A 14,471-nucleotide genomic window follows, 5' to 3' on the forward strand; every position below is an offset into this window, starting at 1 on the left:
GACGGCACGCCCCGTCCGGTGCGCACAGCCGCGGCGCCCGCCGCGCTCCCCGTCCGCACGCCGCCCGGCGGCGCCGGTGCCGGCCGCGCCCCGCCGGCCCCGGGACCCACAGGAGGTGCACCTGCCGATGGCCCCCGACAACCGCGTCACGCTGCCGACTCTCAAGGACGGCCGCAGCATCGTGCTGGAGCCGGACCGTCTGACGTTCGCCCGGGTCGACTCCGGTCTCGCCGAACGCGCCGCCCACTACGCCCACCTCGGCCACGGTGAACTCCCGCTCAGCGACCAGGACCGGGCCGTCTGGGCCAAGGTCGAACAGGCCCTGGAGGCGTGTGCCCCGCTGGTGCCCCCGGACTTCGGCGGCACCGCCGTCACCAAGCTCATCGTGGGCAACACCTACCACTGCAACATGGGCTGCACCTACTGCTACAACGAGCTGGACCTCAAGGACCGCAAGGGCTCCGAGGTCCCCGCCGGAATGACCTGGGAGACCGCGAAGGCCAGCATCGACGCGCTCTTCGCCCAGACCGAGGCGCCCGCCCTCCAGATGCTCTTCGTCGGCGGCGAACCGCTCCTGGAGAAGGAGATCCTGCGCAGGTCCGTGGCGTACGCCCGGGAGCGCTCCGCCGTCACCGGCCAGCGGATGTCCTTCGCGGTGTACACCAACGGCACCCTCATGAACCGCGAGACCATCGCCTGGGCCGGGGACGAGGGCGTCTCCCTCGTCGTGAGCCTCGACGGTCCGCCCGACCTCAACGACACCCACCGCATCTACCTCTCCGGGCGCCCCACCTCCAAGGCGGTGCTGCGCAACATCCGCCGCCTCGTCGACTCCGGCACCCAGCACATCCTCCGCGTCCGCGCCGTCAGCTCCCCGGCGACGCCGCTGGTCGCCCTCCACCGCTACCTGCTCGACCTGGGCTTCAACGAGATCCACGTACAGCCCATGTACGACGAGCACGGCATCGCGGCCGCCGAGGAGGAGGAGATGATCAAACTCCTGGAGTGGTACCGCGAACGGCTCCTGGAGGGCACCGCCATCGGCGTCATGCCCTTCGAAGGCTTCCTCGGCAAGCTGGTCCTCCGCGGCCGCGGCACCGGCTCGTGGTACCCCTGCTCCGCCGGGCGCAACGCCCTCGCCGTCGGCCCCACGGGCACCCTCTACCCCTGCCACCACTTCCTCGAAGAGGGCTCCTTCGAGATGGGCGACGTCCGGCAGGGCCTGCCGATCGCCGAGGTCCGCCAGCCGTTCTTCCAGCGCGTCGACGAACGCGAACCCTGCAACTCCTGCTGGGCCAAGCATGTCTGCGGCGGCGAGTGCTACCACCGCGCGCACGCCGCCGGCGCCGGATACACCGGGACGCTCCCGCCCACCTGCCGCCACCGCAAATCCCTCATCGGCCTCACCCTCGACGTCCTCGCCGACGTCGCCGCCCGCCGCCCCGACGTCCTGCGCGCCGTCGTCTCCCAGCAGTACTCCCGCATCACCCCGAACGACGCGGCGTACGCCCACACCGACCTCTCCCCGTACCGCGTATGACCGCCCCGCAGACCGCCACCGCCCCGCTCGACGCGCTCCTGACCGGCGCGGACTCCGGGCCGAAACACGTCTACGCCGGCACCCACCGGGTACGGACGCTCGACGACACCGTCGACCTGGCCTGGGCGCAGCGCCGCCGGGCCGGGATCTCCCGGGTCGCCGACATCACCGGCCTCGACACCCTCGGCATCCCCGTCTTCAACACGCTGCGCCCCCGCGCCGCCGCCGGGAACCTCACCGTCACCTGCGGCAAGGGCGTCGGCCGTACCGCCGCCCTGGCCTCCGCCCTGATGGAAGCCGTCGAACGGTACTGCGGCGAACAGCACGGCCGCCGCGGCCCGGTCGGCACCCTGCACGCCCTCGCCCGCACCCACAAGGTCCTCCACCCGCAGGCCCTGATCCCCGACCGGGCCTCCCCCTGGACCCTCGACGACCCCCTCGAATGGTGGCCGTACCGCAACCTCGCCACCGGCGAGGCGACCCTGCTCCCCGCCGAGACCGCCTTCTGGCCGTACACCTCACCCCACCCCTGGCTGCTGCGCTCCGCCGACGGCCTCGCCGCCGGCAACAGCCCCGCCGAAGCGGTCCTGCACGCCCTGTACGAGCTGGTCGAACGGGACGCCACCGCCTTCGGCGAAGTGCTCCGCAAGGGCCACGCCGTCCCCCTCGGCTCCCTGCCGCCGGAACCGGCCGCCCTCGTCGACCGCTTCCACGACCAGGGCATCGCGGTCCGCGTCTTCTCCTTCTCCCACGACATCGGCCTGCCGGTCTTCTACGTCACCACCGACGACCGCCGCGCCGGCGATCCGCTGCTCCTCAACGGCGGCGCGGGCTGCCACCTCTCCCCGCGGGTCGCCCTCCACCGCGCGCTGACCGAGGCGGCGCAGTCCCGGCTGAGCATCATCTCCGGCGGCCGGGAGGACATCGCCCAGCACGTCGCCCGGCGTGACGCGGGGTACGGGCAGGCGCGGGAGAGGATGGACGCCTGGGCCGACGGCTGGCCGTCCCGGCCCTACGATGACCACTCCGACCTGAGCACCGGCAGCCTGACCGGAGACCTCACCGCCGTCCGTGACCGGCTCGCCCGCGCCGGTCTCACCTCCGTCTACGCCACCGATCTGACCCTGCCGGAACTGCCGTTCTCCGTCGTCCGGGCCGTCGTCCCGGGCCTGGAGTTCTGCCATCAGGAGCCCGGACGCATCGGCCGCCGGATGGCCGCCGCCCTCCGGGAGGCCACCGCCCCCGCACACAGGAGCTGACCCCACCCGCCCATGGACGTGTCCGACACCCTCGCCGTCTTCGCCGGTCCCAGCCTGGCCGGTTCGCCGTTCACCGGGCCGCTCGCACCGTTCCTGCGGCCGCCGGTACGCGCCGGTGACCTGCGCACCGTCGCCGCCGGCCTCGCGCCCGGCGCCGTACTCCTCGTCATCGACGGGGAGTTCGGCCAGTCCCAGGCGGTGACGCTCACCGAGATCCGGGAGGCGCTCGACGCCGGGTTCCGGATCTACGGAGCCGCCAGCATGGGCGCGCTGCGGGCCACGGAGTGCGCCCCGCTCGGCATGACCGGACTCGGCTCCGTCGCCGCCGCCTACGCCGCGGGCCACCTGGTCGGCGACGACGAGGTCGCGCTCCTCTACGACCCGGACGACTACGGCCCGCTCACCGTCCCGCTCGTCAACGTCCGGCGGCTGACCGCACTGCTGGCGGGGTGGGGCGCCGACGCCGCCGACCGGGACCGCTTCCTCGCCGCCGCCCGGGAGCTGCACTTCCGGCGGCGGACCTTCGCCGCGCTGCGCCGCGCCGCCGACGCGACGCTGCCAGGACCCGCCGCGGACGCCGCGCGCGGACTGCTGGAGCCGTCCGCCCGCCGCGTCTGGGACGTCAAACTCGCCGACGCGGAGGCCGCGGTGAGCACGGTGCTCACCGGCCGGATCCCCGCACCCCGGCACGACGCGGCGCCGGTCCCGGCCGGGTACGCGGCCCTGCTCGACCCGGAGGCGGTGCCCGGCACGGAGCGGGACGGCCGGTGAGCGGCCCCTCGACCCGCACCGGCGAAGGACCCGAGGACGGGCCGGGGGAGGGGCCGGGGCCGGCCGGCGCCTCCGGTGACGTCCCGGCCGGAGCCTGCGACGACGTCCCGGCCGGAGCCTGCGGTGAGGCCCTGGCCGGGAACCTCGGTGATGTTCCGGCGGGGGGCTCCGGTGACGTGCCGATGAGGGGGCCCGGTGGCCGCCCGGCCGGGAACTCCGGTGGCCGCCCGGCCGGGAACCCCGGTGGCCGCCTGGCCGATGTCCCTGGTGACGCTCCGGGGAAGTTCCCTGGTCACGAGGGTGATGATGGCGGGAGTCCCTGCCGGGGCGCCGCATCCGGCACCGTGTCCGGCGCTGCTCCCGGCGACGGCGGGAGTGCCCACCGCGCCGCCGTGTCCGGCGCTGCTCCCGGCGACGGCGGGAGTGCCCACCGCGCCGCCGTGTCCGGCGCTGCTCCCGGCGACGGCGGGAGCGCCCACCGCGCCGCCGTCTCCGCCACCGTGTCCGGCGACGGCGGGCGTACCCGCCCCGCCGCGGTTCCCGGCACCGCCCTCGGCGGCCGGTTCCGGTTGCTGCTCGGGGCCGCCGTCGCGACGCGGTTCGCCGACGCCGGGCGGACCGCGGCGTTCGCGCTGGCCGCCACGGTGCTCTCCGGGGACCCGCGGGTCGTCTCGGCCGTCGCGGCGGCGTCGGTGCTGCCCTGGCTGCTGTTCGGGCTGCCCGCGGGGGCGCTGGTGGACCGCTGCGACAAGCGCCGGGCCTTCTTCACCGCCGACCTGTCGCGGGCGCTGCTCGCCACCGGACTCGCCGTCGCCGCACTGACCGGGCACCTCTCCGTCGCGCTGGTGCTGTGCTGCGCGTTCGCCCTGACCACCCTGCAGACCGTCTCCGACAGTTGCTTCAACAGCCTGCTCCCGGCGTTCGTGCCCAAGGAGTCGCTGGGGCAGGCCAACGCGCGGCTGAGCATGGCGCAGAACGGCATCGGCCAGTTCGCGGGCGCGCCCGCGGGCAGCACCCTCTTCACCTGGCAGCCGTTCCTCCCCTTCGCCGGGAACGCCCTGTGCTTCCTCGGCGCCGCCGCCGCGGTCCGCGGGCTGCCGCCCTGCCCGCCCGCGGCGGAGACCGGAGCCGCCTCCGGCGCGGGCCGCCGCCGCTCCTCGATCGGCGCCGACGTACGGGTCGGACTGCGCTGGATCGCCACCACCCCGCTGGTACGGGCCCTCACCCTGACCGTCGGGATCATGAACCTCGCCTCCGGGCTCTCCGCGGGCATCATGCCGCTCTTCGCCCTGCACACCCTCGGGATGCCGCGGGTCGCCTTCGGGGCGCTCGCCGGTGTCGCCGCCGCCGCCATGATCGGCGGCAACTTCCTCGCCGGACGGCTGATCCGCCGGATGCCGCCCGAGCGCGTCTCCCGGGCCGCGGTGCTCACCCAGATCGCCGCGTTCGCCGGGCTCGCCCTCGCCCCCGGCTACCCCGTCGCCCTGTGCTGCGTCGCCCTCCAGGGCTTCACCGCCGGACTCTGGAACGTGCCGGGGATGACCCTCCTGATGGAACACGCCCCCGCCGACCTGCGCGGACGCATCATGGCCGCCTACCGCACCCTCTCCATGAGCGCCGTCCCCCTCGGCGCCGTCCTCGCGGGCGCCCTCGCCTACCTCGCCGGAAACCGCGCCCCCTTCGCCGTCGCCGCCCTCTGCCTGACCGTGGCCGCCGCCCAGTTCGTCACGACCCGCCACCGCGCGACCCGCCCGGCCCGGGACTGAGAGAACGGCCGCCGACCGTACGGGACCGCCGTATGGGGCCCGTTGTACGGGACCGCCGGGCGGAGCCGGTGTACGGGACCGCCGGGCGGAGCCGGCGTGCGAGGTCCCCGGACGGGACCGCCGTACGGGCCCGCTGCACGAGGACGTTGTACGAGGCCCCGTACGGAGCCGCTGTACAGGACCGCCGTACGGAATTCGCGGGGCGGGGCCGCTGCACGGGGGCCGGGCAGGCCGGTGGTTCGGGCTCGGGCGGCGGGCGACGCCGGTCACCCGGCAGGTGGTACGGGTCCGGGCGGCGGGCGACGCCGGTCACCCGGCAGGTGGTGCGGGCCCAGGTGCCGGGCGACGCCGGTCGCCGCGGTCGGTGGTCGCCCGGCCGGTGGTCACCCGCCGTACCGCTCCGCCATCCGGCGGGCCGCCGCCGTGAAGCGGGCGCGCAGCGGCTCGGGTGCCAGTACCTCGCACTCGGGGCCCAGGCCGAGCAACTGCGCGTAGGCGACCTCGGCGTCCTCGACCGCGAGGGTGAGCGTCCACCGGCCGTCGTCCTCCGGGCCACGGGCGCCTGCCACCGCCTCGCGCGCCGCAGCGGGCTCCGTGACGTACGGCAGTTGCCGTATGCCGCGCTCCGTGAGCCGGAGCAGCACCTCCGTCCGCAGCAGCGACCGGGCGAACTGTGCCGCCCGCTCCGCCCAGAACCCCGGCAGATCGAACCCGGCGTCCCGGACGAAGCGCCCCTCCGCCACCGCCACACCGGTGAACCGGTCGACCCGGTAGATACGGAACGGAGCGCCGGACGCGGCGGTGGCCGGACCACCCGGCGGCCCGGCCACGCCACCACCCGGGCCCTGCGTCGAGCCGCCGTGACCGGCAACTCCCGCCGGGCCGTCGTGACCGGCGGCTGCCGCCGTGCTGCCGTGACTTGCAACTGCCGCCGGGCTGCTGTGACCGGCGGCTGCCGACGACCCGGCGCCCGCGCCGCCCACCGGACCGGGCGCACCCGTACCCGCAGCCTCCGCCGGACCGGGCGCGCCCCCGCCACCCACCGCCGAACCGGCCCCGCCCCCACCGGGCACCGCCGAACCGGCCCCGCCCCCACCGGGCGCCCCAGTCCCGGACGACCCCACCCGCGCCGCCAGATACCAGACCCCCGCCTTCAACACGAGGCCGTACGGCTCCAGTTCCCGTTCCACTTCCCGTTCCACGCCCCGTTGGCCCTCGTGGTCCTTGCGGAGGTAGCGGGCGCGTATCGGGTGGTCGCCCCACACCGCCTCGGCGACGGCCGGGAGTTCGGCGGGGGTCTCGGGGGTGCGGAACCAGGCGGGGGCGTCCAGATGGAAGCGCTGGGCGGCGCCGGACGCGGCCTCCCGCAGCTCGGGCAGGAGCGCCGCCGAGACCTTGAGGCGGGCCGCGGACGCCGCGTCCGCCAGCCCCATCTCGCGCAGCGCGGACGGCACACCGGACAGGAACAGCGTCTCCGCCTCGCTGCGGCCCAGGCCCGTCAGCCGGGTGCGGTACCCGCCGACGAGGCGGTAGCCGCCCGTCCGGCCGCGGTCGGCGTAGACGGGCACGCCCGCCTCGGAGAGGGACAGCACGTCCCGGGCGACCGTGCGCTCGCTGACCTCCAGCTCCCGCGCCAGCTCACCGGCGGTCAGCGACGGCCGGGACTGGAGGAGCAGCACCATCTTGATCAACCGGGCAGCACGCATGACCCCATCCTGCCGGGCACCACTGACAACGCCCGCCGCCCGGCCAACGCCCCACCGCACGAAGCCCGTTGACCGGCAACGGACCGGCGGGCCCTCCGTACCCCGGAACGGCCGACGGCCCGGCCCGCCGCGCCCGAAGGCGCGACCGGCCGGGCCGGAGGTTTCCCGTGCGAAGCCCGGGCGCGGTGGGTGATCTCCGCACGGGAGCGAGGGGGAGTGGTCCGCGGCGGACCGCGGACCATCCGGTTCCGAGGGGCGGTGGCCGGCGCGGGGCCGGACCGCCCGGAAGCGGGGCCGAACCGCCCCGCCCGCGGTCACGGGCAGGGGCGGCCCCTGGTCACAGGCCGTAGCGCGCCTTGGCCTCCTTGACCGTCTCCGGCTTGACGTCGCCCCGGCGGGCCAGCGCGGCCAGCGCCTGGACGGTCACCGACTGCGGGTCCACGCCGAAGTGGCGGCGGGCCGCGTCACGGGTGTCGGAGAGGCCGAACCCGTCGGTGCCGATGGAGGTCCAGTCCTGCTCGACCCACGGCGCGATCTGGTCGGGCACCGCCCGCATCCAGTCGCTGACCGCCACGACGGGACCGGGCGCGCCCTGGAGCGCACGGGTCACGTACGGGACGCGGTCCTCACCGTCGAGCCGGGCGGCGTCGCACTCCAGCGCGTCACGGCGCAGCTCCGTCCAGGACGGCGCCGACCACACGTCCGCGGCCACGCCCCAGTCCTCGGCGAGCAGGCGCTGCGCGTCGAGCGCCCAGTGGATGGCCGTACCGGACGCCAGGAGCTGCAGCCGCGGCGCGTCCTGCGCCGGGGAGGCCGCCTCCTGGAAGCGGTACAGACCCCGCAGGATCGCCTCCTCGTCCAGCCCCGCGGGCATGGCCGGCTGCACCTTGGTCTCGTTGTAGACCGTCAGGTAGTAGAAGACGTCCTCGGCGTCGGGGCCGTACATCCGGCGCAGACCGTCCTTGACGATCACCGCGACCTCGTACGCGAACGCCGGGTCGTACGAGAGCGCCGCCGGGTTGGTGGAGGCGATCAGGTGCGAGTGGCCGTCGGCGTGCTGGAGGCCCTCACCGGTCATGGTGGTGCGGCCGGCGGTCGCGCCGATGACGAAGCCGCGGCCGAGCTGGTCGGCGAGCGCCCAGAACTGGTCGGCCGTCCGCTGCCAGCCGAACATCGAGTAGAAGATGTAGAACGGGATCATCGGCTCGCCGTGCGTCGCGTACGACGTGGCGGCGGCGGTGAAGTCCGCGAGCGAACCGGCCTCGGTGATCCCCTCGTTGAGGATCTGACCGTCCTTCGCCTCCTTGTAGTACAGGAGCTGATCGCGGTCGACCGGGTCGTACGTCTGGCCCACCGGCGAGTACAGACCGGCCGACGGGAACAGCGACTCCATACCGAAGGTGCGGGCCTCGTCGGGCACGACCGGAACCCAGCGCTTGCCGGTCTCCTTGTCCCGCATCAGGTCCTTGACCAGCCGGACGAACGCCATGGTGGTGGCGATCTCCTGGCTTCCGGAACCCTTCTTCAGCGCGTCGAACGCCTTCTCCGACGGCATCGGCAGCGGCTTCGGCGTCACCTTGCGGGCGGGCGCGGGCCCGTCCAGGGCCGCCCGGCGCTCCCGGAGGTAGACCATCTCGGGGGAGTCCTCGGCGGGCCGCCAGTACGGGACGGTGTCGCCCTCCAGGGCGCTGTCCGGGATCGGCAGCTCCAGCAGGTCGCGCATGGCGCGGAACTCCTGCCCGGTGAGCTTCTTCATCTGGTGGTTGGCGTTGCGCGATTCGAAACCGGCGCCGAGCGTGTAGCCCTTGACGGTCTGCGCCAGGATCACGGTCGGCGCGCCCTTGTGCGCGACGGCCGCCTGGTACGCGGCGTACACCTTGCGCGGCTCGTGGCCCGCGCGGGAGGTCTGGAACAGCTCCAGCAGCTTGGCGTCGGTGAGCGAGTCGCCCAGCGCCCGCAGCCCCGGCGTGGCACCGAAGAAGTGCTCACGTATGTAGGCGGCGTCGCGGGTGGCGTACGTCTGGAACTGCGCGTCCGGCGTCTCGCGCAGCCGGCGGACCAGCGCGCCGTCGGTGTCGAGCGCGAAGACCTCGTCCCACGCCCGGCCCCACAGCGACTTGATGACGTTCCAGCCGGCGGCGCGGAACTGCGCCTCCAGCTCCTGAACGATCTTGAAGTTCGGGCGGACCGGGCCGTCCAGACGCTGCAGGTTGCAGTTGATGACGAAGGTGAGGTTGTCCAGACCCTCACGGCCGGCCAGCGCCAGGGCGGCGGTCGACTCGGGCTCGTCCATCTCACCGTCGCCGAGGAACGCCCAGACGTGGCTGTCCGCGGTGTCCTTGATGCCGCGGTGCTCCAGGTAGCGGTTGAACCGCGCCTGGTAGATGGCGGAGAGCGGGCCCAGACCCATCGAGACGGTGGGGAACTCCCACAGCCAGGGCAGGCGCCGCGGGTGCGGGTACGAGGGCAGACCCTCGCCGCCGGCCTCCTGGCGGAAGTGGTCGAGCTGCTCCTCGCTCAGGCGGCCGTCGAGGAAGGCGCGGGCGTAGATACCGGGGGAGGCGTGGCCCTGGATGTAGAGCTGGTCGCCGCTGCCCGTGCCCTCCTTGCCGCGGAAGAAGTGCTGGAAGCCGGTCTCGTACAGCCACGCCGCCGACGCGAAGGTGGCGATGTGGCCGCCGAGGCCGAGCTTGGAGCCACGGGTGACCATGGCGGCCGCGTTCCAGCGGTTCCAGGCCGTGATCCGGGCCTCCATCGCCTCGTCGCCGGGGAAGTCCGGCTCGGCGGCGGTGGGGATGGTGTTGACGTAGTCCGTCTCCAGGGGCGCGAGCGCCGGATCGGCGGTGTGTTCCACCGCGCGGCGCATCAGGTACGCCGCGCGGTGGGGGCCCGCCGCCGCGGTGACGGCGTCGAGCGACTCGCGCCACTCGGCCGTCTCCTCCGGGTCCCGGTCCGGGAGCTGGTCGAGCTGGCTGTACGGCAGGCGCACGGGATCGGGCATGGGTGGCCCCTTTCCGGACAGAGGGGGGAATGCGTTCGGCAGGCATTCGGCAGGCAGGGGTGTCGCGCCCCGCGGGCGACCATACGCCCCTGATCGATGATCGATCAACGCTCCCCGGAAGAATCACCGCAGGTCGGCACGGGGTGCCGCATACCCGGGCACCGCGTGCCAGACGAAAAACGGGGCGGGAACGCCGCCGTACGGCCGCCCCCGCCCCGGAGAAACCGCCGGTCAGACCCGCGGTGCGCAGCTCAGTACATGGGCCTTGAGCAGCGGGCCGATCCGCGGATCACGGCGCCGGAACGCGTCCACGATCTCCTGGTGATCCTGGGCGTGCGAGCGCGGCTCCGGGCTGAACCAGCGGATCGACAGCGTCGTCCACACCTCCACCCCCAGCGACTCCCAGGTGTGCAGCAGCACGCCGTTCCCGGCCGCCCGCACGATCTCCCGGTGGAACGCCACCGTGTGCCGCACCTGCGCCTCGCCGTCGCCCGCCCGGTCCGCCTCCCGCAGCCGCTCCACCTCGCGCTCCAGCGCCCCGGTGTCCCCGGCCAGCCGGCCGGCCGCAAGCTCCGCCGCCACCTGCTCCAGACCGGCCCGTACGGGGTAGCTCTCCTTGAGGTCGGCGGGGGTCAGGTCCCGCACCCGTACGCCCTTGTTCGGCGCCGACTCGATCAGCCGCAGCGACTCCAGCTCCCGCAGCGCCTCCCGCACCGGCGTCTGGCTGACCTCCAGCTCCACCGCGATCCGCCGCTCCACGATCCGTTCGCCGGGCTGCCACCGGCCGCGGACGATCCCCTCAAGGATGTGCTCGCGGATCTGCTCGCGCAGCGAATGGACGACGGGCGGGGTCATGACGGTGCTCCTCGCGGATGGGGTGGTGACGGAGACGATACGGGGCGTGGTCATCGCCCGGCGGCGGCCCGGGACACGGATCACACGTGGCGCTGCTCACGGCCGTCCGGTCCCGGCGCAGGTCACACGGGGTGGAACGCGAGCGGCCCCGCCCGGGAGAACCCGGACGGGGCCGTTGCACGCGCTGGTCGGCGCCTCGCTCAGAGACCGATCTCGGTCTCGAACTCGGCGGCTTCCAGGATCTGCTTGACCGTGGTCAGGTAACGGGCGGCGTCCGCGCCGTCCACCAGACGGTGGTCGTAGGAGAGCGCCAGGTAGGTCATGTCCCGGACGGCGATGGTCTCGCCGAGGTCGGGGTGGTTGATGACCACGGGGCGCTTGACGGTGGCGCCGATACCGAGGATGCCGACCTGGTTCGGCGGCACGATCACGGTGTCGAAGAGCGCGCCGCGCGAGCCGGTGTTCGAGATGGTGAACGTGGCTCCGGCGAGGTCGTCCGGGGTGATCTTGTTGGAGCGGACCTTGCCGGCGAGGTCGGCGGTCTTCTTGGCGATACCGGTGATGTTGAGGTCGCCGGCGTCCTTGATGACCGGGGTCATCAGGCCCTTCTCCGCGTCCACCGCGATACCGACGTTCTCGGTGTCGAAGTAGGTGATCGTGCCCTCGTCCTCGTTGATCCGGGCGTTGACGACCGGGTGGGCCTTCAGCGCCTGGACAGCGGCCTTGACGAAGAACGGCATCGGGGAGAGCTTGACGCCCTCACGCTGCGCGAAGGCGTCCTTGGCCCGCGCGCGCATCCGCATGATCTTGGTGACGTCCACCTCGACCACGCTGGTGAGCTGCGCCTGGCCGTGCAGGGCCTTCATCATGTTGTCGCCGATGACCTTGCGCATCCGCGGCATCTTGACGGTCTGACCGCGCAGCGGCGACGCCTCGATGACGGGGGCTGCGGCCTTCGGCGCGGCCGCGGCGGCCGGAGCCGGAGCGGCGGCGGCCTTGGCGGCCTCCGCGGCGGCGATGACGTCCTGCTTGCGGACGCGGCCACCGACGCCGGTGCCCTTGACCGTGGCGAGGTTGACGCCGTTCTCCGCGGCGAGCTTGCGCACCAGCGGCGTGACGTACGCGCCGTCGCCCTCACCGGCGGCCGGAGCCGGGGTGACGGGCGCCGGGGCGGCCGGAGCCGGAGCCGCGGGGGCCGGGGCCGGAGCGGCGGGCGCGGCCGGAGCCGGAGCCGGGGCGGCCGGGGCGGCGGGCGCGGGCGCCGGGGCCGCGGGGGCGGCCGGAGCCGGAGCGGCCGGAGCCGGGGCGGCGGGCGCGGCCGGGGCGGCCGGAGCCGGGGCGGCGGGCGCGGCCGGAGCAGCCGCGGCGGCCGAACCGATGACGGCGAGCTTGGCGCCGACCTCGGCGGTCTCGTCCTCGGCCACCAGGATCTCCAGCAGGGTGCCGGAGACCGGCGCCGGGATCTCGGTGTCGACCTTGTCGGTGGAGACCTCCAGCAGGGGCTCGTCCTCCGAGACCTCCTCGCCGACCTCCTTCAGCCAACGGGTGACGGTGCCCTCGGTGACCGACTCGCCCAGCGCGGGCAGCGTGACGTCGGTACCGGAGGCGCCACCGGCCGGGGCGGCGGCGGGGGCCGGAGCGGCCTCGGCCGCGGGGGCGGCCGCGGGCTCGGGCTGCGCGGCGGGGGCCTCGGCGGCGGCCGGGGCCGGGGCCGCGGCCGGGGCGCCGGAGCCGTCGTCGATGACGGCCAGCTCGGCGCCGACCTCGACGGTCTCGTCCTCGGCGACCTTGATGGAGGCCAGGATGCCGGAGGCGGGGGCGGGGATCTCGGTGTCGACCTTGTCGGTCGACACCTCCAGCAGGGGCTCGTCGGCCTCGACGCGCTCACCCTCGGCCTTGAGCCAGCGGGTGACGGTGCCCTCGGTGACGCTCTCGCCGAGCGCCGGAAGGGATACGGAAACCGCCATGGTTTCTGTTGCTCCTAACGGATGGTTTCCCGCGCGGGCCGGTGTCGGCCCGCGGGGAGGTGCGGATGTGGTCGCGCCCGGGACTGAGGGTCAGTCGTGGGAGTGGAGGGGCTTGCCGGCCAGCGCCAGGTGAGCCTCCCCGAGAGCTTCGTTCTGCGTCGGGTGCGCGTGAACGAGCTGCGCAACCTCGGCCGGCAGGGCTTCCCAGTTGTAGACCAACTGGGCCTCACCGACCTGCTCGCCCATACGGTCACCGACCATGTGGACGCCGACCACGGCACCGTCCTTGACCTGGACGAGCTTGATCTCGCCCGTGGTCTTCAGGATCTTGCTCTTGCCGTTGCCCGCGAGGTTGTACTTCAGCGTGACGACCTTGTCGGCGCCGTACAGCTCCTTGGCCTTCGCCTCGGAGATGCCCACCGAGGCGACCTCGGGGTGGCAGTACGTCACGCGCGGCACGCCGTCGTAGTCGATCGGCACGGTCTTCAGACCCGCCAGCCGCTCCGCCACCAGCATGCCCTCGGCGAAGCCGACGTGCGCGAGCTGGAGCGTGGGGACGAGGTCGCCGACGGCCGAGATCGTCGGAACGTTGGTCTGCATGTACTCGTCGACCAGGACGTAGCCGCGGTCCATGGCGACGCCCTGCTCCTCGTAGCCCAGGCCCGCCGAGACCGGCCCGCGGCCGATCGCGACCAGGAGGACCTCGGCCTCGAAGGTCTTGCCGTCGGCCAGCGTCACCTTGACGCCGTCGGCGGTGTACTCGGCCTTGTCGAAGAAGGTGCCGAGGTTGAACTTGATGCCGCGCTTGCGGAACGCGCGCTCCAGCAGCTTGGAGCTGTTCTCGTCCTCGACCGGCACGAGGTGCTTGAGGCCCTCGACGATGGTCACGTCGGTGCCGAAGGACTTCCACGCCGAGGCGAACTCGACGCCGATGACGCCGCCGCCCAGCACGATCGCGGACTTCGGTACGCGGTTCAGCTTCAGCGCGTGGTCCGAGGAGATGATGCGGTCGCCGTCGATGGTCAGACCCGGCAGCGACTTCGGCACGGAGCCGGTCGCCAGCAGGACGTGGCGGCCCGTCACACGCTCGCCGTTGACGTCGACGGAGGTCGGGGAGGAGAGCTTGCCCTCACCCTCGATGTAGGTCACCTTGCGGGAGGCGATCAGCCCCTGCAGGCCCTTGTACAGGCCGGAGATGACGTCGTCCTTGTACTTGTGGACGGCGTCGATGTCGATGCCCTCGAAGGTGGCCTTGACACCGAACTGCTCGCTCTCGCGAGCCTGGTCGGCGATCTCGCCGGCGTGCAGCAGCGCCTTGGTGGGGATGCAGCCGTTGTGCAGGCAGGTACCGCCGACCTTGCCCTTCTCGATCAGGGCGACGTCCAGGCCCAGCTGCGCCCCGCGCAGGGCCGCGGCGTAACCGCCACTGCCGCCACCGAGGATCACTAGGTCGAAAACGGTGCTGGCGTCGTTCGCCACGTCACGTCCTCCATGCATGGGTACGCCGGAGCCGGCCTTGCGATGCCGGTCGGCGGCTGTGGTTCGGCCGCTCTTCACGTCGGCCCTGGGTAAGGGGGGCCCTGTCCTGCCGAGAACCCATCTTCGC

The 14,471-nt window shown here is 73.9% G+C and carries 9 protein-coding genes; 4 read left to right on the forward strand and 5 right to left on the reverse strand.

The window, feature by feature from the left end:
- The first annotated feature begins 127 nt into the window (after nt 1-127).
- The 4 genes from ACGH2B_RS21205 (at nt 128) to ACGH2B_RS21220 (ending at nt 5,336) form a co-directional block, all read left to right on the forward strand.
- Nucleotides 128-1,540, forward strand: coding sequence for a radical SAM protein (locus ACGH2B_RS21205; RefSeq protein ID WP_399092056.1), 1,413 nt, complete (start codon nt 128-130; stop codon nt 1,538-1,540).
- Complete coding sequence (locus ACGH2B_RS21210) at nt 1,537-2,799, forward strand: YcaO-like family protein (protein ID WP_399092059.1); 1,263 nt, start codon at nt 1,537-1,539, stop codon at nt 2,797-2,799. The genes ACGH2B_RS21205 and ACGH2B_RS21210 overlap by 4 nt, the downstream gene beginning before the upstream one ends.
- A gap of 12 nt (nt 2,800-2,811) precedes the next feature.
- Nucleotides 2,812-3,570: a TfuA-like protein gene (locus ACGH2B_RS21215; RefSeq protein WP_399092062.1), complete on the forward strand. Its 759-nt coding sequence runs from the start codon at nt 2,812-2,814 to the stop codon at nt 3,568-3,570.
- Nucleotides 3,571-4,010: 440 nt separating this feature from the next.
- Nucleotides 4,011-5,336, forward strand: a complete 1,326-nt coding sequence (locus ACGH2B_RS21220) for an MFS transporter (RefSeq protein ID WP_399092065.1) — start codon at nt 4,011-4,013, stop codon at nt 5,334-5,336.
- A gap of 383 nt (nt 5,337-5,719) precedes the next feature.
- Here the strand turns inward: ACGH2B_RS21220 and ACGH2B_RS21225 are convergent, their stop codons facing one another.
- The 5 genes from ACGH2B_RS21225 to lpdA form a co-directional block, all read right to left on the reverse strand.
- A complete protein-coding gene (locus tag ACGH2B_RS21225; RefSeq protein ID WP_399092068.1) occupies nt 5,720-7,042 on the reverse strand; it encodes a helix-turn-helix transcriptional regulator in 1,323 nt (440 codons plus the stop codon).
- A gap of 337 nt (nt 7,043-7,379) precedes the next feature.
- Nucleotides 7,380-10,043, reverse strand: coding sequence for a pyruvate dehydrogenase (acetyl-transferring), homodimeric type (gene aceE / locus ACGH2B_RS21230; protein ID WP_399092071.1), 2,664 nt, complete (start codon nt 10,041-10,043; stop codon nt 7,380-7,382).
- Between the two features lie 231 nt (nt 10,044-10,274).
- Nucleotides 10,275-10,898 carry a GntR family transcriptional regulator gene (locus tag ACGH2B_RS21235; RefSeq protein WP_399092074.1) on the reverse strand — a complete coding sequence of 208 codons (624 nt, stop codon included), beginning with the start codon at nt 10,896-10,898 and terminating at the stop codon, nt 10,275-10,277.
- Between the two features lie 200 nt (nt 10,899-11,098).
- Nucleotides 11,099-12,865: a 2-oxoglutarate dehydrogenase, E2 component, dihydrolipoamide succinyltransferase gene (sucB, locus tag ACGH2B_RS21240; protein ID WP_399092077.1), complete on the reverse strand. Its 1,767-nt coding sequence runs from the start codon at nt 12,863-12,865 to the stop codon at nt 11,099-11,101.
- A gap of 90 nt (nt 12,866-12,955) precedes the next feature.
- Nucleotides 12,956-14,344: a dihydrolipoyl dehydrogenase gene (gene lpdA / locus ACGH2B_RS21245; protein ID WP_399092080.1), complete on the reverse strand. Its 1,389-nt coding sequence runs from the start codon at nt 14,342-14,344 to the stop codon at nt 12,956-12,958.
- Between the last annotated feature and the right edge of the window lie 127 nt (nt 14,345-14,471).

Origin of the sequence: Streptomyces sp. BBFR2 (assembly GCF_044497305.1) — a bacterium.
GTDB lineage: Bacteria > Actinomycetota > Actinomycetes > Streptomycetales > Streptomycetaceae > Streptomyces.